The organism is Micromonospora haikouensis, assembly GCF_000876225.1.
GTDB classification, from domain to species: Bacteria; Actinomycetota; Actinomycetes; order Mycobacteriales; family Micromonosporaceae; genus Micromonospora; species Micromonospora haikouensis.
Genome location: NZ_JXSX01000001.1, coordinates 2,345,726 through 2,370,815, shown reverse-complemented (window position 1 = coordinate 2,370,815; position 25,090 = coordinate 2,345,726). Strand labels below are relative to the sequence as shown.

General features: G+C 75.7%; 28 protein-coding genes. 15 read left to right on the top strand and 13 right to left on the bottom strand.

What is annotated here, in order from left to right:
- The first annotated feature begins 18 nt into the window (after nucleotides 1-18).
- The 4 genes from TK50_RS10420 to TK50_RS10405 all read left to right on the top strand — a co-directional run bounded on the left by TK50_RS10420 (nucleotide 19) and on the right by TK50_RS10405 (nucleotide 3,652).
- Complete coding sequence (locus TK50_RS10420) at nucleotides 19-717, top strand: sigma-70 family RNA polymerase sigma factor (RefSeq protein WP_043962562.1); 699 nt, start codon at nucleotides 19-21, stop codon at nucleotides 715-717.
- Nucleotides 714-1,499 (top strand): anti-sigma factor family protein, encoded by a 786-nt coding sequence (locus TK50_RS10415; RefSeq protein ID WP_043962561.1) that lies wholly within the window; start codon nucleotides 714-716, stop codon nucleotides 1,497-1,499. Before TK50_RS10420 ends, TK50_RS10415 begins: the two co-directional genes overlap by 4 nt.
- Before the next feature lie 206 nt (nucleotides 1,500-1,705).
- Entirely contained in the window at nucleotides 1,706-2,365 is a 660-nt protein-coding gene (locus TK50_RS10410; protein ID WP_043962560.1) for a COG4315 family predicted lipoprotein, read from the top strand.
- 369 nt (nucleotides 2,366-2,734) lie between these two features.
- Nucleotides 2,735-3,652, top strand: a complete 918-nt coding sequence (locus tag TK50_RS10405; RefSeq protein ID WP_043962559.1) for a DNA-3-methyladenine glycosylase family protein — start codon at nucleotides 2,735-2,737, stop codon at nucleotides 3,650-3,652.
- 30 nt (nucleotides 3,653-3,682) lie between these two features.
- Here TK50_RS10405 and TK50_RS10400 read toward each other — a convergent pair whose 3' ends face one another.
- Nucleotides 3,683-4,198, bottom strand: a complete 516-nt coding sequence (locus tag TK50_RS10400) for a DUF1990 family protein (RefSeq protein ID WP_043962558.1) — start codon at nucleotides 4,196-4,198, stop codon at nucleotides 3,683-3,685.
- A gap of 71 nt (nucleotides 4,199-4,269) precedes the next feature.
- Between TK50_RS10400 and TK50_RS10395 the strand changes: the two genes are divergently transcribed.
- Nucleotides 4,270-4,767, top strand: coding sequence for a GNAT family N-acetyltransferase (locus TK50_RS10395; protein ID WP_043962557.1), 498 nt, complete (start codon nucleotides 4,270-4,272; stop codon nucleotides 4,765-4,767).
- On the opposite strand, the gene TK50_RS10390 is transcribed toward TK50_RS10395, so the two are convergent.
- Together TK50_RS10390 and TK50_RS10385 are read right to left on the bottom strand one after the other, a co-directional pair.
- Nucleotides 4,742-5,164: an SRPBCC family protein gene (locus TK50_RS10390; RefSeq protein WP_043962556.1), complete on the bottom strand. Its 423-nt coding sequence runs from the start codon at nucleotides 5,162-5,164 to the stop codon at nucleotides 4,742-4,744. The two genes, TK50_RS10395 and TK50_RS10390, sit on opposite strands and share 26 nt — an antisense overlap.
- Nucleotides 5,165-5,388: 224 nt before the next feature.
- Complete coding sequence (locus TK50_RS10385) at nucleotides 5,389-5,601, bottom strand: hypothetical protein (RefSeq protein ID WP_043962555.1); 213 nt, start codon at nucleotides 5,599-5,601, stop codon at nucleotides 5,389-5,391.
- A gap of 135 nt (nucleotides 5,602-5,736) precedes the next feature.
- Here TK50_RS10385 and TK50_RS10380 point away from each other — a divergent pair, with 135 nt between their 5' ends.
- Together TK50_RS10380 and TK50_RS10375 are read left to right on the top strand one after the other, a co-directional pair.
- Complete coding sequence (locus TK50_RS10380) at nucleotides 5,737-6,849, top strand: ATP-dependent DNA ligase (protein WP_043962554.1); 1,113 nt, start codon at nucleotides 5,737-5,739, stop codon at nucleotides 6,847-6,849.
- A 69-nt stretch (nucleotides 6,850-6,918) separates the two neighbouring features.
- Nucleotides 6,919-8,481: an alpha/beta hydrolase gene (locus TK50_RS10375; protein ID WP_422119941.1), complete on the top strand. Its 1,563-nt coding sequence runs from the start codon at nucleotides 6,919-6,921 to the stop codon at nucleotides 8,479-8,481.
- Nucleotides 8,482-8,526: 45 nt separating this feature from the next.
- On the opposite strand, the gene TK50_RS35400 is transcribed toward TK50_RS10375, so the two are convergent.
- Complete coding sequence (locus TK50_RS35400) at nucleotides 8,527-9,003, bottom strand: potassium channel family protein (protein WP_043962552.1); 477 nt, start codon at nucleotides 9,001-9,003, stop codon at nucleotides 8,527-8,529.
- A 74-nt stretch (nucleotides 9,004-9,077) separates the two neighbouring features.
- Between TK50_RS35400 and TK50_RS10365 the strand changes: the two genes are divergently transcribed.
- The gene (locus TK50_RS10365) at nucleotides 9,078-9,530 is read left to right on the top strand and encodes a GNAT family N-acetyltransferase (RefSeq protein WP_043962551.1); all 453 of its coding nucleotides are present in this window, start codon (nucleotides 9,078-9,080) and stop codon (nucleotides 9,528-9,530) included.
- 11 nt (nucleotides 9,531-9,541) lie between these two features.
- Here TK50_RS10365 and TK50_RS10360 read toward each other — a convergent pair whose 3' ends face one another.
- Genes TK50_RS10360 through TK50_RS10345 form a run of 4 tightly spaced genes read right to left on the bottom strand, consistent with a single transcriptional unit; the run spans nucleotide 9,542 to nucleotide 17,324 of the window.
- A complete protein-coding gene (locus tag TK50_RS10360) occupies nucleotides 9,542-10,288 on the bottom strand; it encodes an ABC transporter ATP-binding protein (protein ID WP_082106240.1) in 747 nt (248 codons plus the stop codon).
- Entirely contained in the window at nucleotides 10,285-11,277 is a 993-nt protein-coding gene (locus tag TK50_RS10355) for an ABC transporter ATP-binding protein (RefSeq protein WP_043962550.1), read from the bottom strand. Before TK50_RS10355 ends, TK50_RS10360 begins: the two co-directional genes overlap by 4 nt.
- Before the next feature lie 45 nt (nucleotides 11,278-11,322).
- Nucleotides 11,323-14,136 carry an FtsX-like permease family protein gene (locus TK50_RS10350; protein WP_043962549.1) on the bottom strand — a complete coding sequence of 938 codons (2,814 nt, stop codon included), beginning with the start codon at nucleotides 14,134-14,136 and terminating at the stop codon, nucleotides 11,323-11,325.
- Nucleotides 14,133-17,324, bottom strand: coding sequence for an FtsX-like permease family protein (locus TK50_RS10345; protein WP_043962548.1), 3,192 nt, complete (start codon nucleotides 17,322-17,324; stop codon nucleotides 14,133-14,135). Before TK50_RS10345 ends, TK50_RS10350 begins: the two co-directional genes overlap by 4 nt.
- 164 nt (nucleotides 17,325-17,488) lie before the next feature.
- On the opposite strand from TK50_RS10345, the gene TK50_RS10340 reads away from it, so the two are divergent.
- Nucleotides 17,489-17,785, top strand: a complete 297-nt coding sequence (locus TK50_RS10340) for a hypothetical protein (RefSeq protein ID WP_043962547.1) — start codon at nucleotides 17,489-17,491, stop codon at nucleotides 17,783-17,785.
- A 36-nt stretch (nucleotides 17,786-17,821) separates the two neighbouring features.
- Here TK50_RS10340 and TK50_RS10335 read toward each other — a convergent pair whose 3' ends face one another.
- Nucleotides 17,822-18,013, bottom strand: a complete 192-nt coding sequence (locus tag TK50_RS10335) for a hypothetical protein (protein WP_229404201.1) — start codon at nucleotides 18,011-18,013, stop codon at nucleotides 17,822-17,824.
- Between the two features lie 226 nt (nucleotides 18,014-18,239).
- On the opposite strand from TK50_RS10335, the gene TK50_RS35615 reads away from it, so the two are divergent.
- Both TK50_RS35615 and TK50_RS33615 read left to right on the top strand, forming a co-directional pair.
- Nucleotides 18,240-18,449, top strand: a complete 210-nt coding sequence (locus TK50_RS35615) for a hypothetical protein (protein ID WP_308102541.1) — start codon at nucleotides 18,240-18,242, stop codon at nucleotides 18,447-18,449.
- Nucleotides 18,446-18,706 (top strand): hypothetical protein, encoded by a 261-nt coding sequence (locus TK50_RS33615; RefSeq protein ID WP_144420204.1) that lies wholly within the window; start codon nucleotides 18,446-18,448, stop codon nucleotides 18,704-18,706. The genes TK50_RS35615 and TK50_RS33615 overlap by 4 nt, the downstream gene beginning before the upstream one ends.
- A 50-nt stretch (nucleotides 18,707-18,756) precedes the next feature.
- Here the strand turns inward: TK50_RS33615 and ligD are convergent, their stop codons facing one another.
- The gene (gene ligD, locus TK50_RS10325; protein ID WP_043962546.1) at nucleotides 18,757-19,785 is read right to left on the bottom strand and encodes a non-homologous end-joining DNA ligase; all 1,029 of its coding nucleotides are present in this window, start codon (nucleotides 19,783-19,785) and stop codon (nucleotides 18,757-18,759) included.
- A 47-nt stretch (nucleotides 19,786-19,832) separates the two neighbouring features.
- Here ligD and msrB point away from each other — a divergent pair, with 47 nt between their 5' ends.
- On the top strand, nucleotides 19,833-20,243 hold the full coding sequence (gene msrB, locus TK50_RS10320; protein WP_043962545.1) for a peptide-methionine (R)-S-oxide reductase MsrB: 411 nt from the start codon (nucleotides 19,833-19,835) through the stop codon (nucleotides 20,241-20,243).
- 39 nt (nucleotides 20,244-20,282) lie between these two features.
- Here msrB and TK50_RS10315 read toward each other — a convergent pair whose 3' ends face one another.
- Entirely contained in the window at nucleotides 20,283-20,558 is a 276-nt protein-coding gene (locus TK50_RS10315) for an isoamylase early set domain-containing protein (RefSeq protein ID WP_043962544.1), read from the bottom strand.
- A gap of 161 nt (nucleotides 20,559-20,719) precedes the next feature.
- Between TK50_RS10315 and TK50_RS10310 the strand changes: the two genes are divergently transcribed.
- The 3 genes from TK50_RS10310 to TK50_RS10300 all read left to right on the top strand — a co-directional run bounded on the left by TK50_RS10310 (nucleotide 20,720) and on the right by TK50_RS10300 (nucleotide 22,808).
- A complete protein-coding gene (locus tag TK50_RS10310) occupies nucleotides 20,720-20,980 on the top strand; it encodes a hypothetical protein (protein ID WP_043962543.1) in 261 nt (86 codons plus the stop codon).
- A gap of 35 nt (nucleotides 20,981-21,015) precedes the next feature.
- Complete coding sequence (locus TK50_RS10305) at nucleotides 21,016-21,582, top strand: GNAT family N-acetyltransferase (protein WP_043962542.1); 567 nt, start codon at nucleotides 21,016-21,018, stop codon at nucleotides 21,580-21,582.
- Nucleotides 21,583-21,782: 200 nt separating this feature from the next.
- Complete coding sequence (locus TK50_RS10300; protein ID WP_422119940.1) at nucleotides 21,783-22,808, top strand: lytic polysaccharide monooxygenase auxiliary activity family 9 protein; 1,026 nt, start codon at nucleotides 21,783-21,785, stop codon at nucleotides 22,806-22,808.
- A gap of 154 nt (nucleotides 22,809-22,962) precedes the next feature.
- Here TK50_RS10300 and hemQ read toward each other — a convergent pair whose 3' ends face one another.
- Both hemQ and hemG read right to left on the bottom strand, forming a co-directional pair.
- Nucleotides 22,963-23,664: a hydrogen peroxide-dependent heme synthase gene (gene hemQ / locus TK50_RS10295; RefSeq protein WP_043962540.1), complete on the bottom strand. Its 702-nt coding sequence runs from the start codon at nucleotides 23,662-23,664 to the stop codon at nucleotides 22,963-22,965.
- Complete coding sequence (hemG, locus tag TK50_RS10290) at nucleotides 23,661-25,076, bottom strand: protoporphyrinogen oxidase (RefSeq protein ID WP_043962539.1); 1,416 nt, start codon at nucleotides 25,074-25,076, stop codon at nucleotides 23,661-23,663. The genes hemQ and hemG overlap by 4 nt, the downstream gene beginning before the upstream one ends.
- Between the last annotated feature and the right edge of the window lie 14 nt (nucleotides 25,077-25,090).

Sequence of the window (25,090 nt, the reverse complement as noted above, 5' to 3'; positions counted from 1 at the left end):
GGACACCCGGAGGTCTGCATGCATGCGGTGGCGGCCGGCTGGCACGGCGACGCGGTGAGGGTGGACTGGATGTCCGCCCGCGCGCAGCCGCAGTCCCGCGCGTCGAGGTCGACCCGGGGGGTCGACGTACGCCCCGCCGATGGCCAGAATGGCCCGGTGTCTCCGAGATCAGCACCCGGGCGGCACCAGGCCGTGTCCACTGAGACCAGTCACTCCGACCAGTTGATCCGGCTGCTCTACGCCGAGCACGCGGGGCCGCTGCTGGCGTTCGTGATGCGGCTCACCGGCGGGGACCGGCAACGCGCCGAGGACATCGTGCAGGAGACGCTGCTGCGGGCCTGGCGCAACGCCCACCGCCTCGGCGCGCAGGGGCAGGGGTCGCTGCGGCCCTGGCTGGTGACGGTGGCCCGGCGGATCGCCATCGACGAGCACCGCAGCGAACAGGCCCGCCCGGCGGAGACGTACGACCGGGACCTGACGGCCTTCGCCGAGTCGGACAGCACCGACCGGGTGCTGCGCACCATGACGGTGGCCGACGCGCTGCGTACGCTGAGTCAGTCGCACCGGGAGATCCTGGTGGCGACGTACTTCCGGGGCCGGACGGTGCCGGAGGCGGCCGAGGAGCTGGGCCTGCCGCTCGGCACCGCCAAGTCGCGGGTCTACTACGCCCTGCGCGCGCTGCGCACGGCCCTGCAGGAGAGGGGGGTGACGGAATGAGCCGGGCAGATCACATGGACGTCGCCGCGTACGCGCTGGGCGTGCTGGACGAGCACGACACCGAGCGGTTCGAGGAGCACCTCGCCACGTGCTGGGCGTGCGCCGCGGAGCTGGAGACGATGGTTCCCGTGGTGGGGCTGCTCTCCGACATCGACGGCGAGACGATGACGGCCCTGGAGCAGACCGCCACCGACCCGGCCCTGCTGGACCGGACGCTGGTCGCGGTGCGGGCGCACCGGCGGCGGACCCGGTTCCGGCAGATGCTGGCCAGCGCCGCCGCCGTGGTGGTGTTCGGCGGGCTCACGGGCGTCGGCATCGCCAGCGTCGCCGGCGGCGGTGAGACGCCGCGGATCGGCGCGCAGCCGACGGCGCCCACGACGCTCGACGGCACGCCGAGCCCGGGGAAGAGCACCGGCCCGAACGACCCGGGCACCGGCGGCAACGAGCAGGAGGGCGAGCCGTTCACGGCCGTCGACGCGTCCACCGGCGTGCAGCTCAACATGTGGCTGATCTCGAAGGACTTCGGCACCCGGATCGACTTCCAGCTCAAGCGGCTGCCGGGGCCGCGCACCTGCCGGCTGATGGTGGTCCGCAAGAACGACACGACCGAGGTCCTGTCGACCTGGTCGGTGCCCGGGGGCGGCTACGGCACCACCACCAATCCGCTGCCGCTGGAGCTGAGCGGGGCCACGTCCGTGCCGAAGGACGACATCGCCAAGCTGGTGGTGCAGTCGGTGGACGTCAACGGGGTGGCCAGCCCGCTCGTGCAGGTGCCGATGTAACACGCGTACCCGGATCGGCGTCGGTCGCTGTCGCGGCCGGCGCCGTTTCGGCGTTTCCGCAGGCCGCCGAGGGGTTGTCCGGCGGTACGCGCGGCGGCCGGGAATGGTTCAACCGAGATAAGTGAAATTGACCACTGTTATTCCTTCAACCTTGACAGCCAGCCGATCCGTACTAACCGGCGAACTGCAAAGAATGAGGAGGGCACGTGGCACAGCTGAAGCGGACCGTCATCGTCGCAAGCGCCATGGTCGCACTTACGGCCTGCGCTCCCGCGGGCTACAACGGGGCGAACTCGGGCGCGGCCGAGCCGGTCGCCGTGGCCGCGGCCGAGCCCACTGCGGCAGTGGAACCGGAGGCCTCGGCCTCCCCCGACGCGGCGGCCACCACCGCGGCCCCGGACGCCGCGCCGCCGGCCGACGTCGAGCTGACCGACCAGCTCGTCGGCAAGAAGGTGGCCCGGATGGGCAAGGTGGTCACCGACGAGGAGGGCTGGGTCCTCTACCGGTTCGACAAGGACTCCGACGACCCGCCCGCGTCGAACTGCGTGGACAAGTGCGCCGAGGTGTGGCCGCCCGCGCTGACCGACGGCAGCCCGCAGCTCAGCGGCGTCTCCGACGACAAGGTCGGCACCATCACCCGGCAGGACGGCACCCGGCAGATCACGCTGGGCGGCTGGCCGCTGTACCGCTACATCGGCGACAAGAAGCCGGGCCAGTGGAAGGGCCAGGGCGTCGGCGGCACCTGGTTCGTCGCCCAGCCCGACGGCAAGAAGAACCTCGAGTGCCTGCCGACCGGCACCCCGAAGGCGGTCGCCCCGCCGTCGGCGGACGACTCGGGCTCCGGCGACTCCAGCTACTCGTACTGACGGACCCGGTGGTCGGTCGCGGCCGGGGAGGGCACGACCGACCACCGCCGTGAACCGGACCGGCGTACCGGCAACGCCGCGTCCCGGCCGCGGCGCCGGCCCCCGACAGGGCGGCCGGCGCCGCGATCGCCGGACCTCCCGGAGCGGAGGAGGGCGGCGGGCGCGCTGACGCCAGCAACCGCGCCCGCCGAGGTCCCCCCACCCCGCACCCCACGGCCGGCTCCGGCCGCTCCGCTCCGGCAAGGAGGCACCGCCGACGTTCCCCACGTCGGCGGTGCCGCTCTTTGCGCGCCGTCCACTCCCCGCGCGCCCCGCTCGACGCGGCGGGGCCGTGCCCTCGCGCGGCGGGGGCCGTGGCAGAGTGACGGCGTGAGCGAACCCTCCGCCCGCCGGGCGCTGCGCCCGCCCGCCGGCTACCGGCTGGCCGCGTCGGTCCGGCCGCTCACCTTCAGCACGTACGACCCGTGCGCCCGGATCGCCGCCGGCACGTTCTGGTGGGCGGCCCGCACCCCCGCCGGCCCCGCCACCCTCGCGCTCCGCCCGGCCGCCGCCGGGGAGTTGCTCGCCGAGGGGTACGGCCCGGGGGCCGACTGGGTCGTCGAGCGGGCCGACGCCGTCGCCGGGCTCCGCGACGACCTCACCGGGTTCGCCGAGCGGGCCGCCGCGCACCCGGTGGTGGCCCGGCTGGCCGCGCGCCACCCCGGGCTGCGGATGCCGGCCACCGGCCAGGTCTTCGCCCGGGTGCTGCGGGCGATCCTGGAGCAGAAGGTCACCGGCACGGAGGCCTACCGGGCGTACGCGGCGACCGTGCGCCACTTCGGCGAGCCCGCGCCCGGGCCGATGCAGCCGCTGCTGCTGCCGCCCGACCCGGCGGCGGTGGCCGCCGCGCCGTACTGGGTGTTCCACCCGTTCGGGGTGGAGCAGAAGCGCGCCGACACGCTGCGCCGGGCCGCCGCCGAGGCCGGGCGGCTGGAACGCTGCGCCGACGCAGCCGAGGCGACCCGCCGGCTGACCGCCGTGCCCGGCATCGGGGCGTGGACGGCCGCCGAGGTGGTGCGGATCGCGTACGGCGACCCGGACGCGGTCAGCGTCGGCGACTACCACGTGCCGAACACGGTGGCCTGGTCCCTGGCCGGCGAGCCGCGCGGCGACGACGCCCGGATGCTGGCGCTGCTGGAGCCGTTCCGGGGGCACCGGGGGCGGGTCTGCGTGCTGCTCGCCGCCGAGGGCGTGCAGGCCCCGAGGTACGGCCCGAGGATGCCGATCCGCTCCTTCGCCCGCTACTGACCCGACTGCCAGCTGGAGGCGGCGGGACGGTCAGGCGGGCGCGGCGGGGCGGGCGCACAGGCGGCGCAGGGTGCGGCCCAGCCACCAGGCGTACCCCCGCTGGAAGGCCCGGCCGGCGGGCCCGGCGGCGCGCATGAACCAGCGGTCCGGCCGGCTGAACGCGCGCACCTCGAACCAGACGGCGCCGGAGTCGTCGCGCTCCACCACGAACGCCTCCTCGCCCCGCGCCGGGTGGCCGGGCAGCGTGCCGTACCCGAAGCCGGCCCGGCGGTCGTCGTCGACGGCCCAGACCACCTGGCACGGCGCGGCCAGCCGCAGCGGGCCGACGCCCAGCCGGGAGACGACGGTGACCCCGGGTGCGGCGCGGGGCGCGGTCGCGTCGATCCGGATGCCGGCGGCCCGGTGCAGCCGCCAGCCCAGCACCGCCGCGCCGGCCGCGTCGAAGGACCCGGCGGGCAGCGGCACCCGGTGCCGGACGTGCCGCCACCCGGCCGGCAGCTCACCGGCGCGGGTCGCGCCGGGGTGCGGGTAGGTCAGCTCGGGCACGGCGGCGGCCTCCTCGCGTGGGACACCCGCCAGGGTACGGCCGCCCGGGCCGGCTGTGGTGAGCTGGCCCGGTGACCGATCACCTGACCATCGCCCCGGCCGGCTTCGCGGACGCCGGGGAGATCCTGACCGTGCAGCGGGCCGCCTACGTCACCGAGGCCCAGCACTACGGCGACCCGTTCCTGCCGCCGCTGGCGGAGACGCTCGACGAGATCCTGGCCATGCTGGCCGGTCCCGCCACGGTGCTGGTCGCCCGCGCCGGGCACCGCCTGGTCGGGTCGGTCCGGGCCCTGGTCGACGACGCCGGCACCGCCCACGTGGGGCGACTCGCGGTGGCCCCCGACCAGCAGGGCCGGGGCGTCGGCGCCCGGCTGCTGGCCGAGGTGGAGGCGGCCTGCGCCGGCCGGGCGTCCCGGTTCGCCCTGTTCACCGGGGCGGCCAGCGAGCGGAACCTGCGGCTGTACCGCCGGCACGGCTACGAGATCGTCGGGCACCGCCCGGACGCCAACGGCATCTCCCTCGCGGTGCTGGAGAAGCGGCTGGTCAGCCCGGCTGGCAGCGACGCCTGAGCCCCTCGGCCTCAAGCCGCAGGTAGCGCCGGATGAGGCCGCCGTAACGCCAGCCCACCGGGACGGCCAGCGGGCCGGACTGGTCGAGGCTCAACTCGACCCGGACCCCGCCGCCGGGCAGCGGGACGATCCGGTGGTCGCCACGGCTGCGCACGCCGGGCAGCGCGGAGACCCAGGCGAAGCGGTACGGTGCCTCGACCTCGACGACCCGCCACACGGCGGGGCGCAGTCCGGGCTGTTCCAGCCGGGCGGTGGAGCCGACCGTCAACGGTCCGGGCTCCAGCCGGCACGCCCGCCGCACCGAGGCGGTCCACTCCGGCCAGCGGTCGACGTCGGACTGCACCTCCCAGACCCGCTCGGCGTCGGCGTCGATCTCCGTGACCGCCTCGAACCTCATCGTCCCCGCCCCTTCCGTCGTCGCTGCCACCCGACCGGCCAGCGTCCCGGCCGCTGCCGTCCACGACGACGGGACCGGGCGCGACATCGTGACGGCGCGGCCGCCACGCCGCCTCTGCCCGGTCTCCGCGCTCCCTCCGCGCGGCTGATCCCGGGATCTTGGACATCTACTGTTCCGCGGACACCAACTGTCCAACATCGGAACACAGGGGGACACGCAGGCGGTCAGGCGGCCTCGCGGAGGTCGGCCAGGGTGAGCGGGGTACGGCGGCGCAGCAGCTCCTCCAGCTCGGCGACCGTGCCCACCTCGCCGAGCACGTCCTTGCCGCCGCCGAAGCGGGCCGGGTAGCGGCGCACCAGGCGGTACCGGTAGCGCCCGTGGATCAGCTCGACGCTGACCCGCCAGCGCCCGCAGCATCCGCAGACCCACTCCCGCACCCGGCGAAGGTAGCTCCGAGCTGGCCGAACGCCATCCGGTCGCGCGGGCGGGGACGGGACGCGCGGGGACACGCCGTACCCTCACCGCCGGTGATCCGCCTCACGACTGTCGGTGGTGTCTGGTTGACTGTCGCCGTGGACCTGCCGATCAACCCGCCGGTCGAACCGATGCTGGCCAAGGCCGTCTCGCGGCTGCCCACCGACCCCGGCACGACGTACGAGCCGAAGTGGGACGGTTTCCGTTGCATCGTCTTCCGCGACGGCGACGAGGTGGAGCTGGCCAGCCGGGGCGGCAAGACGATGACGCGTTACTTCCCCGAGGTGGTCGAGCAGGCGCTGCGGCAGCTCCCCGAGCGCTGCGCCGTCGACGGCGAGCTGATCGTGATCCGCCGGGACGGCCCGGACGGGCAGCCCCGGCTCGACTTCGAGCTGCTCGCCCAGCGCATCCACCCCGCCGCGTCGCGGGTGAAGCTGCTGGCCGAGACGACCCCGGCCGACTTCGTCGCCTTCGACCTGCTCGCCATCGACGACGAGCTGCTGACCGCCCAGCCCTACCCGCAGCGCCGGGCCCGGCTGGAGCGGGCCCTGGCCGGGGTGCGCCCGCCAGTGCACGTCACCCAGGTCACCACCGATCCCGAGACGGCCCGCCGCTGGTTCGACGTGTTCGAGGGCGCCGGGCTCGACGGGCTGATCGCCAAGCCGGCCGACCTGCCCTACGAGCCGGGCAAGCGGCTGATGGCAAAGGTCAAGCACGCCCGCACCGCCGACGTGGTGGTCGCCGGCTTCCGCTGGCACAAGACCGGCCCGGTGGTCGGCTCGCTGCTGCTCGGCCTCTACGACGACGACGGCGTGCTGCACCACATCGGGGTCAGCTCCTCGTTCACCGCCGCCCGCCGCAGGGAGCTGCTGGACGAGCTGGCCCCCTACCGGGAGGTCGGCCCCGACCACCCGTGGGTGCACGGCGACCACGAGCGCGGCCAGCGCATCCCCGGCGGAGTGAGCCGGTGGACGGGCACGAAGAACCTGGAGTGGGAGCCGCTGCGCCCGGAGCTGGTGGCCGAGGTGGGCTACGACGCGATGGAGGGCGACCGGCTGCGGCACACCGCCCGGTTCGTCCGCTGGCGGCCCGACCGGGATCCCCGGTCCTGCGGCTACGACCAGCTCGACCGCCCGATCCGCTACGACGTCGACCAGGTCCTGCGCGGCGATCCGGCGGCGACGGCCGAGCCCACGCCGGGGCGGGCGTAGCCTGAGGCGTCGACACGACCGGTCGACACGAGCACGAGAGGCGCGCCGGTGACCCGTACACCCGACCGGATCCGCCGGGCCCGGCTGACCCTCGCCGGGCTCGTCGCCGCGGCCGTGGTCGCCGCCGGCTGCACGCTGCCCGCGTTCGCCCCGCGCACCGAGGGCGCGGGCGAGGCCGCCCCGCCGGGCACCGCCCCGACCTGGCGGGCCTGCCCCGAGGTGGCCGACGAGTTGGTCGGCCGGCGTGCGCCCGACATGCGCTACGAGTGCGCCCGCATCGCCGTGCCGCGCAACTGGGGCACCGGCGGCGGCGCGACGGCCGGGCCGGGCACCGGGGAGACCTTCGAGATCGCCCTGCTGCGGGCCCGCTCGACGAAGCAACGCGACCGGATCGGCTCCCTGGTGATCAATCCGGGCGGCCCGGGCGGCTCCGGCGTGGACACCGCCGTCTACCTCTCCTTCGGCCCGACGTTCGGCGGCCTGCCCCCGTCGGTCACCGAACGCTTCGACATCGTCGGCTTCGACCCGCGCGGGGTGGCCCGGTCCAGCCCCGTGAAGTGCATCTCCGACGCCGACCTCGACGCCAGCTTCGGCTACGACCCCGACCCGCGGTCCGCGGCGTCCTTCGACGGTTTCGTGGCGCTCAACGAGCGGATCGGGCGCGGCTGCGGCGACAAGTACGGCGACCAGCTCCCGCTCTACGGCACCGAGCAGGCCGCCCGCGACATGGACGCGGTGCGCGCGGCGGTCGGCGACGAGAAGCTGACCTACCTCGGCTACTCCTACGGCACCCTGCTCGGCGCGACGTACGCCCAGCTCTACCCGCAGCGGGTGCGGGCCCTGGTGCTCGACGGCGCGGTCGACCCGACGCAGGACCTGGTGGCCGGCTCGGAGGGCCAGGCGAAGGGCTTCGAGCGGGCGTTCGACAACTTCACCCGGTGGTGCGCGGCCAACGCCGGGCGCTGCCCGCTCGCCCCCGACGCCCGGGCGGCGGTGACCTCGGCGATCGACAAGGCGAAGGTCTCCCCCGTGAAGGCGGCCGACGGCCGGGAGGCCACCGCCGGCTGGGTCTTCTACGCGGTCATCTCCTCGCTCTACACGGAGTCGGGCTGGCAGGAGCTGGCCCACGCCATCGAGCGGCTGGACGGCGGCGACCCGGGCGAGGTGTTCCGGCTGGCCGACGCGTACGCCGGCCGCGACGCCGACGGGAAATACTCGAACCTCTTCGACGCCAACCTCGCGGTCAACTGCACCGACGAGACCGCGAAGCCCAGCGTGCAGCGCATCCGCGAGCTCCAGTCGCAGTGGCGGCAGACCTACCCGCTGTTCGGGCCGGCCCTGGCCGTCGGCATGCTCGGCTGCGCCGAGTGGCCCGGCGCGCGGGACCCGTACCCGACGGGGAAGGCGGTCGGCGCGCCGCCGATCGTGGTGGTGGGCACCACCGGCGACCCGGCGACCCCTTACGAGCAGACGGCGACGCTGGCCTCGATGCTGGGCGTGGGCCGCGTGCTGACCTGGGAGGGCGAGGGGCACACGGCGTACCCGCAGACGAGCTGCGTGACCGACGCGGTGGACGCGTACCTGATCTCGCTGACGGTGCCCCGGGAGGGGCTGCGCTGCCCGGCCCGGTGACGGCGCGCCGGGTCGGCCGCCGGTCGGCCCGCAGGGCGGGACGGCTCACCTGCGGGATCTGCGGGCGCGGCGGGTGGCCGGCGGCGGGGGCAGCGGCGGCTCCGGCGGCAGCGTGATCCCCTGTCGGGCCGCCAGCTCCTCCAGCAGGGCCCGCATCCGCCGCACGTCGGCCTTCAGCTCCTCCTGCTCGTCGTGCTCGAAGGCGTCGTCGTCCACGATCAACTGGCTGGCGAAGTGCGCGGTGATCAGCGGGATGACCAGCAGCACCATGGTCGAGATGAGCAGCGCCGCCAGGGCCCGGCCCGCCCCCGTGGTCGGGGAGATGTCGCCGTAGCCGACGGTGGAGGCCGTGACCACCGCCCACCAGACCGAGTCGGTGGCGCTCTTGTGCTCCACGTGGCTGTAGATCACCCCGGCCACCACGATCATCAGCAGGTACGACGTGATCAGCGTCCGGGGCGAGTTGGCGAACCACACCAGGCCCCGGTAGACCCAGCGGAACGGCTGCAGCAGGACGTCCATGCCGCATCATGCTGCCCGGTCCCGGCAACCCGCGGCCGGGACATCGCCGGCTGCCGTTGTGTCAGGCTGACGCCATGCGCACAGTGATCTTCCGGGAGGCGGTCCGGGCCGACCTGCCGGCCATCCTCGCCCTGCTCGCCGACGACGTGCTGGGGCGGGCCCGCGACGTCGGCGAGGTGGACGACGCGTACGAGCGGGCCTTCGCGGACATCTCCGCCGACCCGCGCAACCATCTCGTGGTGGCCGACGACGGCGGGGTGGTCGTGGGCTGCCTGCAGATCACCTACATTCCCGGGCTCGGCCGGCACGGCGCCCAGCGGTCCCTCATCGAGGCGGTGCGGGTGCGCTCCGACCGTCGGGGACAGGGGCTGGGCGGGGAGATGATCCGCTGGGCGATCGACCAGGCTAGGCAGCGCGGCTGCGCCCTGGTGCAGCTCACCACGGACAAGTCCCGCACCGAAGCCCACCGCTTCTATCTCAAGCTGGGCTTCGTGGCCTCCCACGAGGGCATGAAACTCCCTCTCTGATCCCCATCCCGTCAGGGGGCGGGGACCAGGTGGCCGTCGCGGAGGGTCAGGGTGCGGTCGGCCAGGTCGATGAGGGCCGGGTCGTGCGTGGCGACCAGGGCGGTCATGCCGCGCGCGTGCACCACCGCGCGGAGCAGGTCCATGATGGACCGACCCGTCTCCGAGTCGAGCTGGCCGGTGGGCTCGTCGGCGATCAGCAGGTCCGGCTCGTTGGCCAGGGCCCGGGCCAGCGCCACCCGCTGCTGCTGACCGCCGGACAGCTCGTACGGCCGCTGCGCGGCGTGCCCGCCCAGCCCCACCAGCTCCAGCAGCACCGCCACCCGTTCCTCCCGCTCGGCTGCGGGCACCTTCGCCAGCCGCAGCGGCACCCCGACGTTCTCGGCGGCGGAGAGGATCGGGATCAGCCCGAAGGTCTGGAAGACGAACCCGACGGTCCCCCGGCGCAGCCGCAGCAGCTCCCGCTCGCCGGCCGCCCCGAGGTCGTGCCCGGCCACCCGCACCTGGCCGGAGTCGGGCCGGTCCAGGCCGCCGACCAGGTTCAGCAGGGTGGTCTTGCCGGCGCCCGACCGGCCCCGGACGGCGACCAGCTCCCCCCGTCCGGCGACGAACGAGACGTCCCGGACGGCGTGCACCGCGCGTTCGCCCCGGCCGAAGGTGCGACTCACCCGGTCCACCCGCACCACCTCGTCCACCGTCGCGGTGGGACCGCAGGCGGCGGCCGTGGCGACGGGGGGACCGGGCTGCTGCTGCTCGCTCATGCGTCACTCCGTTCGGCGTCGGCCCGGTCGCCCGGCCGCACCTCGACGTGGTCGGGTTCCAGGGTGAGCCGGACCCGGTCGCGCAGGGCCAGGGCGTCGACGAACGACTCTGGCAGTTGCATCCGGCCGGCGCGGTCCAGCACGGCGTACTCCTCGCTGACCAGTTCCGTGCTGCCGTCCGCGCCGATCCGCGCGGTCCGGCGTACCTCGGAGGCGGTCCGGCCGTCGCGGATGGCGACGGTCCGGCGGACCTGGGTGGCCACGGCGTGGTCGTGGGTGACCACCACGACCGTCACCCCCAGTTCCGCGTTGATCTGCCGCAGCGCGGCGAAGACCTCCGCGCCGGTGGCCTCGTCCAGCTCGCCGGTCGGCTCGTCGGCGAAGAGCACCTCCGGGTCGTTGGCCACGGCCACCGCGACCGCGCAGCGCTGCTGCTCCCCGCCGCTGAGCTGCGCCGGCCGCCGGTCGGCGCAGTGGCCCACGCCGACCAGGTCGAGCAGCTCGCGGGCCCGCTCGCGGCGGCCCCGCCGGGAGCGTCGCCCGGCCAGCCGCATCGGCAGCTCGACGTTCTCCAGCGCGGTCAGGTACGGCAGCAGGTTGCGGCCGGTCTGCTGCCAGACGAACCCGGCCATCCGACGGCGGTAGCTCAACCGGCGGCGGGCGGACATGGCGAGCAGGTCGTACTCGGCGACCCGGGCGATGCCGGCCGTCGGGGCGTCCAGCCCCGAGAGGATATTCAGCAGGGTGGACTTGCCCGAGCCGGACGCGCCCACGATCGCGACCAGCTCCCCCCGGTCGATGACCAGGTCGAGCCCCTGCAACGCGACCACCTCGACCCCGTCGGTCTTGAAGATCCGCACCAGGCCGTCGCAGACGATGTGCCCGCGCAGCCGGTCGTGCCCGCCGGCCCGCTCGGCCGCCCGCTGCGCGGCCCGCCGTTGCAGGGTGGCCAGGTCCGGCGCGGCGGGCGCCGGCACAGTGGCTGTCATCTCAGCTTCCCTCTCCCCGCATCCCGATCGTCTTCCACGAACACGTCAGCTCCCCTCGCCGAGCCGGAGCACCTCGCCGAGGCGCATGCGGCGGTTGTTCACCGTCTCCACGGTCACCGCGAGGGCCAGCGCCACCGCGCCGGCCGCCAGGACGGCCCCGACCAGCCCGGGCGAGAACGCGACCCGGACCGGCTCGCCCCCGGTGAACGCGGCCAGCCCGAGCGCCGGGGTGAGCAGCAGGGGCAGCAGCGCCCCCATGAGCGCGCCGGTGAGCAGCGCGGCGGCGACCAGGGGCGTCAGCTCCACCAGCAGCAGCCCCCGCCACTGTCGGCGGGACAGGCCGAGGGTGCGCAGCCGGGACAGCACCTGCGCCCGCGTCCGCGCACCGGCCAGCACCGCGAAGGCGACCGCCAGCAGACCGAACGCGGCACCCCCGGCCGCGCCGGCGGCGAACCCGAAGACGAGCAGCCCGTTCGCGCCGCCGCCGCCGAGCTGCTGGCGGGCGCCCCGCCAGGTGGTCACCTCGGCGCCGCGCGGGCGCTCCCCCGCCGCGAAGCTGCCGCCGGTCTGGTAGCGGCGCTGGCCCTCGTCGCCCGCCCGCCGCAGCGCCTCGACGTCGAACCCGTCGCCGGCGACCAGGAACGCCGTCGGCACCGGGCCGGACACGCCCGAACCGGGGGTGCCCGGCCCGGACGACACCGGACCAGGCGTGTCCAGGCCAGCCGACACCGGCTCGGGCAGCGCCTGCCAGGGCAGCACCACGAACCGGTCGACGTCGGGCGGGACCAGCGGGAAGCCCTCGGCCGTGTCGGCCACCCGGAACGGCTGGGCGTACCCCTGCAGGGTCACCAGGGCCGTCCCGTCGAGGCCCGCTCGGGCCAGCTCGGCGGCGAGCCCCGGGGAGACGAGCGCGGGTGCCGGCCCCGGCGACCGGCCCGCCCGCAGCACCGGCGGCACCGACACGTCCACCCCGGCGTCGCGCGCCGTCTCGGCCAGGCCCGGCCCGTCGACCAGCAGCACGGTGACGGCGGCGAGACCCGCGTCGACGCCCCGGGCGTCGGCGACGCGCAGCGCGCCCTCCCGCAGCACCGGAGTGCTGCGCCGCACACCGGGCAGCCGTTGCAGGGCCGCACCCGTGTCCGGGGCGAGCCGTTCCCCGTCGACCAGCGCCGACGCCGGCACGGCCGTGGTGGCCGTCCGGTCCCGGCCGGCCTCGATGCCGCCCGCCACGACCCCGCAGAACGCGGCCGTGGCGACCGCGACCACGACGACCACCACCGGCCCGGTGGCGGCCGACCGGCTCGCCCCGGCCACCCCGAGGAACGTCACGCTGCCGCGCATGCGGGCCGCGACGCGGCCGAGCAGCCGCAGCGGCCAGGGGTAGAGCCGCAGCACCAGCACCGCGGCGGCGACGGCCAGCAGCACCGGCACCGAGACCAGCAGCGGATCGACCGAGCCGGGGCTGAGGCCCCGGCGGCGGATCAGGAACGTGGCCAGCACGGCGAGGGCGACGACGAGGAGTTCGAGGGTCAGCCGGCGGCCACCGGCGCGGCGGCCGGACAGGTCGCGTCGGCCGCCCGGCAGGGCCGAGGAGCCCAGCGTCGCCAGGGGCAGGGCCAGGGTGGCCAGCACCGCCGCGACGAGGACCAGCCAGTCGGTCCCCGCCGTCCCCGCCGTGGAGCCGGGCAGCAACCGGCCGAGCAGCCAGCCGAGCGCCGCGGCCGGCGGCACCACCAGCACCGACTCGGCGAGGCTGCGCCGCGCCCCGCTGGTCGGTGCGCCGCCCCGGGCCACCAGCAGGGCGAACTCGGCCTCCCGGCGGCGGGCAGCCAGCCGGGCCGCGAGCACGATCAGCCCCGCCACGGTGGCGAACATCCCGGCGGCGATCACCGCGAGCAGCGTCCGGGCGGCGGAGACCGCGTCGAGGAACTGCCGCAGCGGGACGTCCACGGCCTGGGTGACGCTCAGCCCACCCGGGGGCGTGCGCTCCAGCCGCCGCACGCCGTCGATGACGGCACCCAGGTCGGCCACGTCCAGGTCGCCGAGGCGGTAGCGCCAGGAGAACCGGACCGGCACGCCGGTCGCGATCGCCGCGTCCAGGCCCGCGTCGCTGGTCAGCGCCACCATCTCGTACGGCTCCGCGTCGCCGGCCGGCTCGGTCACCCGCAGCGCCGACGGCAGGGTGTTCCAGATACCGTCGCCGGTGCGCACGGGCTCGAAGACGCCCACCACGAGCACCGGCACCGGCTCCCCTCCGGCACCGCTGAACCGCAGCCGGCTGCCCGCGCGGAGGTTCAGCTTGCGGGCCGTGTCGTCGGCCAGCGCGACCTCGACGGGCTGCCCCGCGCCGACCACCTCCGCCGGCCAGCGTCCCTCGGTCAGGGTGGCCGCCCCGGTGACGCCGGGTGCCGCGCGGAGCCGGGTGACGACGAGATAGTTCTTCGCCGCGAGGTCGGGGCCGGTCAGCCGGCCGAAGGCGGTCTCCGCGAGGAACCACCGGCTCTGCACCGCCTCCCGGACGGCCCCGGGCAGGCCCGCCTGGAGCGTGTCGAGTTCCCGGCCCCGGGTCGCGGTGACCGGCGCGACGACCCCGCCCCCACCGGCCGGCAGCTCGGCGGCGGTGAGGGTGAGGTCCCGCTCGGCGGCCGGCCGCTCGGCGACGTGTTCCCGCAGCCCCTGTTCGGCGAGCCGGTCGGCGGTACGCGGAACGCCGGTCACCAGCAGCGCGGCCACCAGCGCCAGCACCCCCAGCAGGAGGAACTGCCCGGCGAACGCCCGCACCCGGCGGACGACCCCGGCCAGCGCGGCCACGCCGCCGAACACCGCTGGCCGAGGCCCCTCGGTCCCACCCCTGGTCATCGCTCTCCGCCGATCCGTAGTTGGGCCGCCGCGACGCGTTGACGGACGCCGGAGGCGATCGCCGTGCTGAACGCGAGCGCCGCGAGCAGCAGGCCGAGGGCGGTGCCGGCGACGGGCAGCCAGGGCAGTGCGAAGGCCGCCTCCGGCACCGGCCGGTCCGCCGACCGGGTGAGCACCACCAGCGGGGCCATGGTGGCGCCCACGCCGGCACCGACCAGCAACCCGACGCCGACGCCGATGCCGGCCAGGAAGGTCTGCTCGGTGAGCAGGGCGCGGGCGAGCAGCCGCACCGGGGCGCCCAGGGTGTGCAGGACCGCGAGCTCGCCGATCCGTCGGCGCGCGGTGGCCCAGACGTCCACGCCCAGCCCGACCAGGGCGAGCAGGACGGAACCCGCCGCCGCCGCGAGCAGGCCCGTGCGCGTGCCGAGCCAGTACGGGTCCCGGCCGGCCTCCTCCGCCGCCGCCCGCCGGTCCAGCACGGTCACCCCCGGCAGGTCGGCCGCCGCCCGCGCCGCCTCCGCCGACCCGCCGGTCCCGGTGCGGATCCACCACTCCGAGACCGGCCGGACCGTGCCCGTGGCCCGCAGCAGCCAGTCCGTGGCCGCCGGCAGGTCCAGCAGCATGCCGCCGGCCGCCCCGCCGCTGGCCGGCACGGCGTCGACCTCCCCGACCACCTCGACCGTGAGCGTCACCCCGGAGAGGACGACGTCCATCGTGTCGCCCCGGCCGACGCTCAGCGCCCGGGCCACCTGCGGCGTGACCAGCGCCGGGACCGGTGCGCCCGCGCCGGCCGGCACCACCGCGAAGCGGCTGGTCGGCTGCGTCGCGAACCGGCCGCCCGCGACACGCGTCACCTTCCGGCCGGCGCGCAGCACGCCGTCCGCGAACCGGGCCGGCTCCGCGCTCTCCGGGTCGTCCAGCCGGGGCACCCAGTCGCCGGCCAGCGGCACCGGGCTGGTCGCGCCGCCCGCGTCCACCGTGCGCAGACCGGTCACCTCCAGCCCGTAGCCGGAGCCGAGCGCCGGCCCGGCGTCGACGTCGAAGCCGGCCAGCCGGTAGGCCCGGCCGCCGTTGTCCGGCAGGTCCACGGCCACCGGCACGGGCCGGCCGTCGCTGCCCGCGCTGGCCAGGGGCAGCTTCCACGCGCCGCCGTCGGCGGTGGTGAGCAGGGCGGACACCCGGACCGGGTGCGGCCTGGCGGCATCGGTCACCGGGGTGGCGACCGTGCCGGCGAGCCGGCGGGCGGCGGCGGGCAGCTCGACGCCGAGGGGGGCGGCCCGACCACGTACCTGCCGGTCGAAGAGCGCCCGGGGCGGCTCGCCGGCGAGCCGCTCGTCGAACCGGACCACGTCGGGCGCCGCCGCCGCGTCGAGGCTCAGCACGCTGACCGGCAGGTCCTCGCGGCCCACCCGGATGTCGTCGCGCCAGGCCGGCACCGCCCGGTCCACGCCGGGCACGGCGGCGAGGCGGCCGGCCCGCTCGGCCGGCGCGGCCCCGGACCGCTCGACCAGCCGCAGGTCGGCCCCGACGGTGAAGTCCGCCTGGTCGAGGTGCGACCGTTCCCCCGTGGTCACCAGCGACCAGGCCAGGGTGCTGCCGCCAACGGCGAGCGCGAGCAGCAGCACCGGGCCGGCGTGCGGCCGGCGGCCCGCCTGCCACATGCCCAGCGTCGCGGCCAGCCACGGCCGGCGGTCGATGAACCGTTCGGCGAGCCGGGCCGCCGGCGGCAGCAGGCGCAGCGCGACGACGGCACCGGCGAGCACCCCCAGCGTGGGCGCCGCCACCAGCAACGGGTCGACGCCGAGCCGGCCGCCGGCGCCGGCCAGCGGCGACGAGTACCGCCGCAGCTGCGTCCAGGCCAGCAGGGCCAGGCCGACCAGGGCCAGGTCGACGCCGATCCGCTGGGCCGCCGCGCCCCGGCCCGGCCGGGACCGGGCCGCCAGGTCGGCGACGTACGTGCCGGCGCGGCGCAGCGCCGGCAGCGCCATGGCCACCAGGCAGCCGGCCGCCGCGGCGGCGGCGACCGCCCAGGTGAGGGTCGTGCCGCCGCGGGCGGTCAGCTCCGACCAGCCCTGGTCGCGGCCGATCCGGCGCAGGGCCTCGGCGGCGATCGGGGGCCCGAGCAGCGCGGCCGGCAGGACCACCAGGGCGGCCTCCCGCACGGCCAGCCCGGCGATCTGCCCCCTCGCCGCGCCCCGGGCGCGCAGCAGCGCCGTCTGCCCCCGACGGTCCTCGTTGAGCAGGGCCGCCACCAGGACCAGCGCGTACCCGCCGAGGACCAGGACGAGCAGCAGCGGGGTGAGCAGCGACGACCGGCCCACCAGGTCGGCGCGGGTCAGCCGGTCGATCAGCCGGTCCATGGTGGTGACGGTCTGGGCGGAGGAGCCGAGGCCCGTCGCCCCGGGCAGGTCGGCGACCTCCGTGGCGACGGCGCGTCGCACGGCGTCCAGCCGGCCCGGCCCGACCGCCGCCAGGTCGGGCTCGACCAGCCAGGCCGCCGAGGTGGTGCCGGGGAACGTCCGGTCGAAGTCGGCCGGGTCGAGCAGGAACGGCCCGTACGACGTCTCGGAGCCGGCGGCGACGGCGCCCGGCGCGAGCCGCCAGTACGACCCGGTGGGGTCCCGGGGCCGGAACAGGCCGACCACCTCGACCTCGCCGGTGCGCTCGGTGGCCCGGTCGCGCAGCGGCACCCGCTCGCCGACGGCGAGGCCGAGCACCGCGGCGACCCGCTCCGGCAGGAGCACCTGCGTCGGCACGGCCCCACCCGTGGGCTGCCGCCCCGCCACCAGCTCGGCGTGCCCGGCCAGGTCCTCCAGGGTGGTCAGCTCGGCGAACACCGGGTCGTCGCCGGCCCGGGCGGCGCCGAGGTCACCGGTCAGCTCCCGCCCGGTGCCGTAGCGGGCCCCGCGCACCGCCACCGACGCCCCGCCGAGCCCGGCGGCGAAGCGGTCGCGGACCGCCCGGTCCCGGGCGGCGAAGGCGGCCCGGTCGGGGCCACCCGAGCCGCTGACCAGCAGGCTGCGTTCCTGGGCGGGCGACGCGGCGAGCACCGCCCGCGCTCCCGCGTCGACGGCCCGCCGGCTGTAGTCGGCCAGCCCGGTGACGAGGGCGACCGCCACCAGGGCCGCCACCAACGCGGCGGACAACAGCCCTCGGGCGGCCCACGCCCGCCTCCACACCAGCACCATCGCGCTGCCTCCCCGGGCCCCCCGCGGAGCCGACGGACACAGAGACCCACTGCGGGTACGGAAAGGTTCGCGCCCGTTATCCGACCGTTATGGCCCGGCGCTCACCAGCCGCCCGGTCCTGCCCTGGGGAGGGGGCCTGGCGGCGGCCTGCTTGGATGGCGGGCATGGAGATCGCCCTCATCGTGCTGACGATCGGCGTCGTGCTGCTGCTGGCCGGCCAGCTAGCCGGCCCCCGGCGGGACCGGGTCACGGAGGCCCGGCTGGCCGAGATCGATCGCCGCCTCCAGCTCGTGATGGACCACCTCGGGGTGGTCGACCGGCGGCCGGAGCCGCCCGGGGTCCGCGAGTATCTGGCCCGGGGCCAGAAGATCCAGGCGATCAAGGCGTACCGGGAGGCGACGGGCGCGGACCTGCGCACGGCGAAGGAGGCCGTCGAGGCGATGATGGGCCCGATCAGCTGATTCCGCACAGCAGAAGGACCCCGACCGAGCGCTTCTTCACTCTGCGGCGAGGTCCGGCCGGTACTCCCTGATCCACTCCTCGACGTCGGTCTTCCGCCAGATCTGCCCCATGGTCAGCACCTGGTAGGGGGCGGGGAAGTCGCGGCGAGACGCGATCACGGACGCCCGAGCCCGCGACACGCCGCCGAGCATCACTCGTATCTCGGCGATCCCCACGAACTCGACCATGAGTTGACGGTAGGTACTGCCGATTGCCCGGCGATCGTTAACAGCGATCGGGGTTGACGATCGCTAACAGCGTAGGCACGATATGGGGATGCCTCCGCCGAACATCTCCCCCATGCACGGCCGGCAGGCCCGAGCCGTCCGCCCACACGCACCGATGCGGCCCCTGTGGCGGTGCCGGGTCTGCGCCGCCGCCTGGCCGTGTCCGCCAGCGCGGCTGCTGCTGACGATGAACTACTGCCGGGATCGCGCCGGCCTGCCCGTGTACATGGCCGGCATGCTGTTCGACGCCGCCGGGGATCTGATGAAGCTCACTCCGAGCCAACCGCCGACCCCGGAGGAACTGTTCGACCGGTTCCTGGCCTGGACGGCCCGAGCGTTCGGACGCCTCGACCCGCCACCCGCCCAGGGACTTGGTCAGTTGAATCCTGAACTATGAACGACCTACCGTTCGCCCTGCCCGGGTGCGGAGCGGCTGCCACCGTACGCATAGAGGTCGTCACCCCCGCCCGAATAGGTCGACCCGCCTCCCTCGACGCGTCGGTGTACGTGTGCGGTCACCACGTCATGGATGCCGCCGTCGCCGTCTGGTCCGCCGACCTGAGCGCCCACCGGGCCTGCACCGATTCCGGCATCGCCCGGGCGTGCGGCGACTCGTACGTCTTTCCCACCGGCGGTCTGGCCGGCAACCAGTGAGCTCCACAGCCTCGCCTTCGGACGGCTGAGAAGGCTCGATGTTGGCCACGCTAGCTGGTGGAAGGCCGTGCGCGGCTCGGCTGGACCCGCTTGGGCTCGCCGGGCATCTTGGGGTGGTCCGGCGGGTACGGCAGGTCGCCCTGCCCCGCCGCCGCGTCCCGGTCGCCCCACTCCAGCAGCGGGGTGATGTCCCACGCCGCGTCGTCGATGCCGGCGTGCGGGTCGCCCCGCTGCGCCAACCGGGCCGGGACGCTGCCCAGGTGCAGGTCGTCGGGGTCGACGTCGGGCAGCTCGTCCCAGGTGACCGGGGTGGACACGGTGGCCCGGGCGTTGGCCCGCAGCGAGTAGGCGCAGGCGATCGTGCGGTCCCGGGCCATCTGGTTGTAGTCGACGAAGACCCGCTCGCCCCGCTCCTCCTTCCACCAGGCGGTGGTGACCAGGTCGGGGCGGCGGCGCTCCAGCTCCCGGGCCAGCGCGATGGTGGCCCGGCGCACCTCGGTGAACGTCCACCGGGGCGCGATGCGCAGGTAGACGTGCACGCCCCGGCCGCCGGACGTCTTCGGCCAGCCGGTCGCGCCCAGCTCGGCGAGCAGGGCCCGCAGCTCGACGGCGGCGGCGACCGCGTCGGCGAAGGCGGTGCCGGGCTGCGGGTCGAGGTCGACGCGCAGCTCGTCGGGATGGTCGACGTGGCCGGCGCGGACCGGCCAGGGGTGGAACACGACGGTGCCCATCTGGGCCGCCCACGCCACGTGGGCGAGGTCGGCCGGGCACAGCTCGTCGGCCGTCCGGCCGCTGGGGAAGCTGATCCGGGCGGTGGTCAGCCACGGGGGCACGCCCCGGGCCGGCACCCGCTTCTGGAAGAACGCCTCCCCACCGATGCCGTCGGGAAAGCGTTGCAGCGTGGTCGGGCGGTCCCGCAGGGCGCGCATGAGGCCGTCGCCGACCGCCAGGTAGTAGCCGAAGACGTCCGCCTTGGTGAAGCCCCGCTCCGGGAAGATCACCCGGTCCGGGCTGCTCAGCCGTACGGTATGTCCGGCCACCTCGACCTCGGCGGCCGGTGCCTTCGCGGTGCCTGCCATCTGGCGACCATATGCCACGGCACCGACAGCCGACGTACCGTTGCGGGGTGAGTCTTGACGAGAACGAACTGCCCCGCACCGAGGACGAGTGGCGGGTCCGGCTCAGCCCGGAGGAGTTCCGGGTGCTGCGCGAGGCGGGCACCGAGCGCCCGTGGACCGGCGAGTACGTGGACACGAAGACCCCCGGCGTCTACCGCTGCCGCGCCTGCGGGGCGCAGCTCTATCCCAGCGACACCAAGTTCGACTCGCACTGCGGCTGGCCCAGCTTCGACGACGCGATCCCGGGCGCGGTGAAGGAGATCGAGGACAACAGCCACGGCATGCGGCGTACGGAGATCCGCTGCGCCCGCTGCGACAGCCACCTCGGGCACGTCTTCCGGGGCGAGGGCTTCACCCCGAAGGACACCCGGCACTGCGTCAACTCGATCTCGATCCGGCTGGAGCCGGCCCAGGGCTGACGGGCGGCGGCCCGGTTCCGCCCGGGGCACGGGCCGACGTCAGACGAGCAGCACGCTGCCCTGCTCGTCGACCCCGTCGGCCGACTCGTCGTCGAGCCAGATCCCGCCGGCGGCGAGATAGCGGAACCGGTACGCCCCGGGCCGGAGCCGGACGGTCACCGTACGGGTGCCGTCTCGCCGGGCGACCAGCTCGTGGCGGCCCGGCTCCCAGTCGTTGAAGGAGCCGACCACGCTCACCGGGCCGGCCGGCGCCTCGCGGGGCAGGCAGAAGGTGACCCGGGTCTGGTTGCCGAAGAGCCTGCTGCGCTTGATCACGTCGTCCTCCGGGGGTCGAGGCTTTCACCAGGCACAACGCTCGACACGCCGGCCCCGACACGCCGCCTGGGCGGCCCGGTTTCGGTCGTTTCGGCCGCCCGGTTCGGGCCGTTGTCGCACGCTGGGGGGACATCTGTCCTTTCGGCTACGGGGGTTCGGCGATGGCGACGTGCGAGGTCTGCGGCAACGACTACTGGATGGCGTTCGAGGTGCGCACGGTCAGCGGCGACGTGCACACCTTCGACTGCTTCGAGTGCGCGGCGCACCGGCTGGCCCCGATCTGCGAACACTGCCAGGTCAAGATCGTGGGCCACGGGGTCGAGGTGTCGGGGCGCTTCTTCTGCTGCGGCCACTGCGCCCGCCAGGAGGAGGGCGACCGGGGCGCGGAGATCCGCGACGCCGTCGGCGCCCGCCCCCGCTGAATCGCAAGCAAGGGCGGGCGGCCTAGCATCGGCGGGTGTCGCCGCAGACGGTCGAGGCCCGGATCGCCTCCTTCGCCGAGTTGGACGCCCGCACCCTCCACGACCTGCTACGACTGCGCATCGACGTGTTCGTGGTGGAGCAGCGGTGCCCGTACCCGGAACTCGACGGCCGGGACGTCGAGCCGGGCACCCGGCACGTGTGGCTGACCCGTGCCGCTGACGGTGGCCGGCGGGCCGGGGGCGACGCCGAGAACGAGGGCGACGGCACGGGAGACGGGAACGACGGCGGGGCCGACAGCTACGGCGGCGTCGTGGCGTACCTGCGGATCCTGGCCGACCCCGGCGGCCTGGCGCGGATCGGCCGGGTCGTGGTGGCGCCGGGGGCCCGGGGCGGCGGCCACGCTGGGCGGCTGATGACCGAGGCGCTGGCCGCGGTGGGCGACCGGCCGTGCGTGCTGGAGGCGCAGTCCCACCTGGTCGGCTTCTACGCGCGGCACGGCTTCGCCGTCAGCGGGCCGGAGTACGTCGAGGACGGCATCCCGCACACCCCGATGCGCCGGCACCCCGCCCGCCCCGACGCCCCGGAGGGCGCCGCAAATTGACACATCCCTATGGGTGTGGGAATCTCGCAGCAGAGCCGCCACGGGAGCAACTCGAACCGGCACGGGAGGGGCAACTCCCGAGATCCGGGCGTCGTCACAGTCGACCCCTCAACCCGGAGGCTCCATTGTCCACCCTCGCGCGTCGGCGTTCCACGCCGCGCCTGGCAGCCTGGCTGCTCGCCATCGGCACCGCCGCCGCCATGCTGCTCACCACCGCCCTGGCGAACCCCGCGTCCGCCCACGGTTCCGTCGTCGACCCGGCCTCCCGCAACTACGGCTGCTGGCAGCGCTGGGGCGCCGACCACATGAACCCCGCCATGGCCACCCAGGACCCGATGTGCTGGCAGGCCTTCCAGGCCGACCCGCAGGCCATGTGGAACTGGATGGGCCTGTTCCGGGAGGGCGTCGCCGGCAACCACCAGGCCGCCATCCCCGACGGCCAGCTGTGCAGCGCCGGCCACACCCAGAGCGGCCAGTACAACTCGCTGGACACGATCGGCGCGTGGAAGACCACCTCGATCTCCAACAGCTTCCGCATCCAGCTCAACGACCAGGCCAGTCACGGCGCGGACTACATCCGGGTGTACGTGACCAAGCAGGGCTTCGACGCGCTGACCAAGCCGCTGGGCTGGAGCGACCTGGAACTGGCCGGCCAGATCGGCAACACGCCGGCGTCCCAGTGGAAGAAGGAGGCGTCGGGCGTGTCGATCCAGGTGCCGGCCAACGCGCCGGGGCGCACCGGGCGGCACATCGTCTACACGATCTGGCAGGCCAGCCACCTCGACCAGTCGTACTACCTGTGCAGCGACGTGGACTTCGGCGGTGGCGGCCCGACCACGCCGCCCACCACGACCCCGCCCACCACGACCCCGCCGACCACCACTCCCCCCACGACCACCCCGCCGACGACCCCGCCGGCGACCGGGGGCTGCACGGCGACCTACCGCCCCGTCTCCTCCTGGAACGGTGGGTTCCAGGGCGAGATCGAGGTGACCGCCGGCTCGTCGGCGATCAAGGGCTGGACGGTGACCTGGACCTGGGCCAACGGCCAGCAGGTCAGCTCCTACTGGAGCTCGACGGTGACCACCAGCGGGTCCACGGTGACCGCACGCAACGTGGCCTACAACGGGTCGCTGGCCGCCGGGGGGAAGACCTCGTTCGGGTTCGTCGCCTCGTCGACCGGCACCAACACCGCGCCGACCCCGACCTGCACGCCGACCGTCTGACGGCCGGCCGCACGACGCCCACCCTGCAGGCCGGCGGCACGACGCTAGCCGGACGCGGCGGCACGACGCCCGCCCGACGCGGCGGCGCGCGTTGAGAAGGGCCCCCTGTACGGCGTTCTGCGTCAACAGGGGGCCCTTCCTTGCGCCTAGCCCCTCACGGCAGGCAGGTGACGATGTCGGCGATCGCGCGGCGGCGGCCCGTGTAGAACGGGACCTCCTCCCGGACGTGCCGGCGGGCCCCCGACGCCCGCAGGTCGCGCATCAGGTCCACGATGCGGTGCAGCTCGTCGGCCTCGAAGGCGAGCATCCACTCGTAGTCGCCGAGGGCGAACGACGCGACCGTGTTGGCCCGCACGTCCGGGTACCCCCGGGCCATCTTCCCGTGCTCGGCCAGCAGCTCCCGCCGCTCGGCGTCGGGCAGCAGGTACCACTCGTAGGAGCGGACGAACGGGTAGACGCACAGGTAGGCCCGCGCCTCCTCACCGGCCAGGAACGCCGGGATGTGGCTCTTGTTGAACTCCGCCGGCCGGTGCAGCGCGAGCTGCGACCACACCGGGGTCAGCGCCCGGCCCAGGGTGGTGCGGCGGAACCGCAGGTACGCGTCCTGGAGCGCGTCGCTGGTCGCGGCGTGCCACCAGATCATCAGGTCGGCGTCGGCGCGCAGCCCGGCGACGTCGTACGTGCCGCGCACCGTCACGTCCTTGCCGGCCAACTCGGCGAAGAGCGCCTCGACCTCGCCGGTGACGTTCTCCCGCAGCGACGGCAGCGGGCTGGTCGCCCGGTACACCGACCACATCGTGTAGCGGATGCTCTCGTTGAGCTCCCGCAGCCGCGCCGCGTTGGTCTGCTCGGTCATGCCGATCCTCCCAGTGCCGTGATGATCTCCTCGGCCGCCGTCTCGCCGGAGCGGACGCAGACCGGGATGCCGACGCCGTCGTAGCCGGCGCCGGCCAGGGCCAGCGTGGGGTGCGCGCCGCGCAGCGCCGCCCGCACGGCGGCCACCCGGTCCAGGTGCCCCGGGGTGTACTGCGGCAGCGCCCCGCCCCACCGCTGCACGTGGCTGGCCACCGGAGCGGGCAGCGGCGTGCCGAGCACCTTCGACAGCTCCCGGTGCACCGCCTCCACCAGGTCATCGTCGGTGACCTGGAGGGACGCCTCCTCGCCGTAGCGGCCCACGGAGGCGCGCACCAGGGCCAGCCCGTCCGGCCGGGTTAGGTGCCCCCACTTGGTGGTGAAGAACGTCGACGCCTTGACCAGCAGCCCCTCGGTGGCCGGCACCAGGAACCCGGACAGCGCCGGCAGCTCCGGGCGGGGCAGCGCGAGGGTGACCAGCGCGACGCTCGCGTAGTCCAGGGCGCCGACGGTCGCGACAGCCTCGGGGGCCAGGTCGGCGACGCCGGCCAGCAGGCGGGCCGCCGGGCGGGCCGGGACGGCGAGGAGCACCGCGTCCGCGTCGACCAGCTCCGGGTCGCGGGTGGGGCCGACGGTCAGCCGCCAGCCGGTCGCCGTCCGGGTCAGCTCCCGCACGGCCGCGTGGCGGCGGATCGTCGCCCCGCCGGCCGCCGCGGCGGCCTCGACGAGCCGGCTCAGCCCGCCGGCCAGGGTGCCGAAGACCGGTTCGCCGGGGGCGCGCGGCGCGGCGGCCTGCGCCGCCCGGACCGCGCCGACGAGGGTGTGCTCCACCCGGGCCGCGCGGGCCAGCGCCGGCATCGTGGTGGCCAGGGACAGGTCGTCGGCCCGGCCGGCGTAGACGCCGCCGAGCATCGGGTCCACCAGCCGGTCGGCCACCGCGTCGCCGAACCGGGCCCGCACCAGCGCCCCGACGGAGACGTCCGCGCCGGGGGCCAGCAGCGGCCGGCCCTCGTCGCGGTCGGCGTCCGCGGCGGGCTCGGCCACCGCCGCCACCTTCGCCAGATCCCCGGGTACGCCCACCAGCGTCCCGCCCGGGATCGGGCGCAGCCCCCCGTCGACGGCCAGGGCGGCCTGCCCGACGCTCGGGTGCACGATGTCGCCGGCCAGTCCGAGCCGGCGGACCAGGGCCACCGCGGCGGACTCGCCGCCGGCCGGGTCCCGCATCAGGAACGACTCCGCGCCGAACTCCACCGGCCCGCCGGCCAGCTCGCCCGTGCGCAGCTTCCCGCCGAGCACGCCGGACTGCTCGTACACGGTGACCTCGGTGCCGGCCGGGGCCCGGTCGGCCAGCCGGACGGCGGCGGCCAGCCCGGTGATCCCGCCCCCGACGATCGCCACCCGCCACGGCTGCCGCACGGTCGCCCCCTCTG

Bases quoted from the DNA above. Each gene is read 5' to 3' on its own strand.
- TK50_RS10335 (WP_229404201.1), bottom strand. From the start codon at position 18,013: ATGGTCGAGTTCGTGGGGATCGCCGAGATACGAGTGATGCTCGGCGGC.
- TK50_RS10415 (WP_043962561.1), top strand. From the start codon at position 714: ATGAGCCGGGCAGATCACATGGACGTCGCCGCGTACGCGCTGGGCGTG.
- ligD (WP_043962546.1), bottom strand. From the start codon at position 19,785: ATGGCAGGCACCGCGAAGGCACCGGCCGCCGAGGTCGAGGTGGCCGGA.
- TK50_RS10345 (WP_043962548.1), bottom strand. From the start codon at position 17,324: ATGGTGCTGGTGTGGAGGCGGGCGTGGGCCGCCCGAGGGCTGTTGTCC.
- TK50_RS35400 (WP_043962552.1), bottom strand. From the start codon at position 9,003: ATGGACGTCCTGCTGCAGCCGTTCCGCTGGGTCTACCGGGGCCTGGTG.
- TK50_RS10340 (WP_043962547.1), top strand. From the start codon at position 17,489: ATGGAGATCGCCCTCATCGTGCTGACGATCGGCGTCGTGCTGCTGCTG.
- TK50_RS10365 (WP_043962551.1), top strand. From the start codon at position 9,078: ATGCGCACAGTGATCTTCCGGGAGGCGGTCCGGGCCGACCTGCCGGCC.
- TK50_RS10360 (WP_082106240.1), bottom strand. From the start codon at position 10,288: ATGAGCGAGCAGCAGCAGCCCGGTCCCCCCGTCGCCACGGCCGCCGCC.
- TK50_RS10350 (WP_043962549.1), bottom strand. From the start codon at position 14,136: ATGACCAGGGGTGGGACCGAGGGGCCTCGGCCAGCGGTGTTCGGCGGC.
- hemQ (WP_043962540.1), bottom strand. From the start codon at position 23,664: ATGACCGAGCAGACCAACGCGGCGCGGCTGCGGGAGCTCAACGAGAGC.
- TK50_RS35615 (WP_308102541.1), top strand. From the start codon at position 18,240: ATGAACTACTGCCGGGATCGCGCCGGCCTGCCCGTGTACATGGCCGGC.
- TK50_RS10390 (WP_043962556.1), bottom strand. From the start codon at position 5,164: ATGAGGTTCGAGGCGGTCACGGAGATCGACGCCGACGCCGAGCGGGTC.
- TK50_RS10300 (WP_422119940.1), top strand. From the start codon at position 21,783: ATGCTGCTCACCACCGCCCTGGCGAACCCCGCGTCCGCCCACGGTTCC.
- TK50_RS10310 (WP_043962543.1), top strand. From the start codon at position 20,720: ATGGCGACGTGCGAGGTCTGCGGCAACGACTACTGGATGGCGTTCGAG.
- TK50_RS33615 (WP_144420204.1), top strand. From the start codon at position 18,446: ATGAACGACCTACCGTTCGCCCTGCCCGGGTGCGGAGCGGCTGCCACC.
- TK50_RS10420 (WP_043962562.1), top strand. From the start codon at position 19: ATGCATGCGGTGGCGGCCGGCTGGCACGGCGACGCGGTGAGGGTGGAC.
- TK50_RS10355 (WP_043962550.1), bottom strand. From the start codon at position 11,277: ATGACAGCCACTGTGCCGGCGCCCGCCGCGCCGGACCTGGCCACCCTG.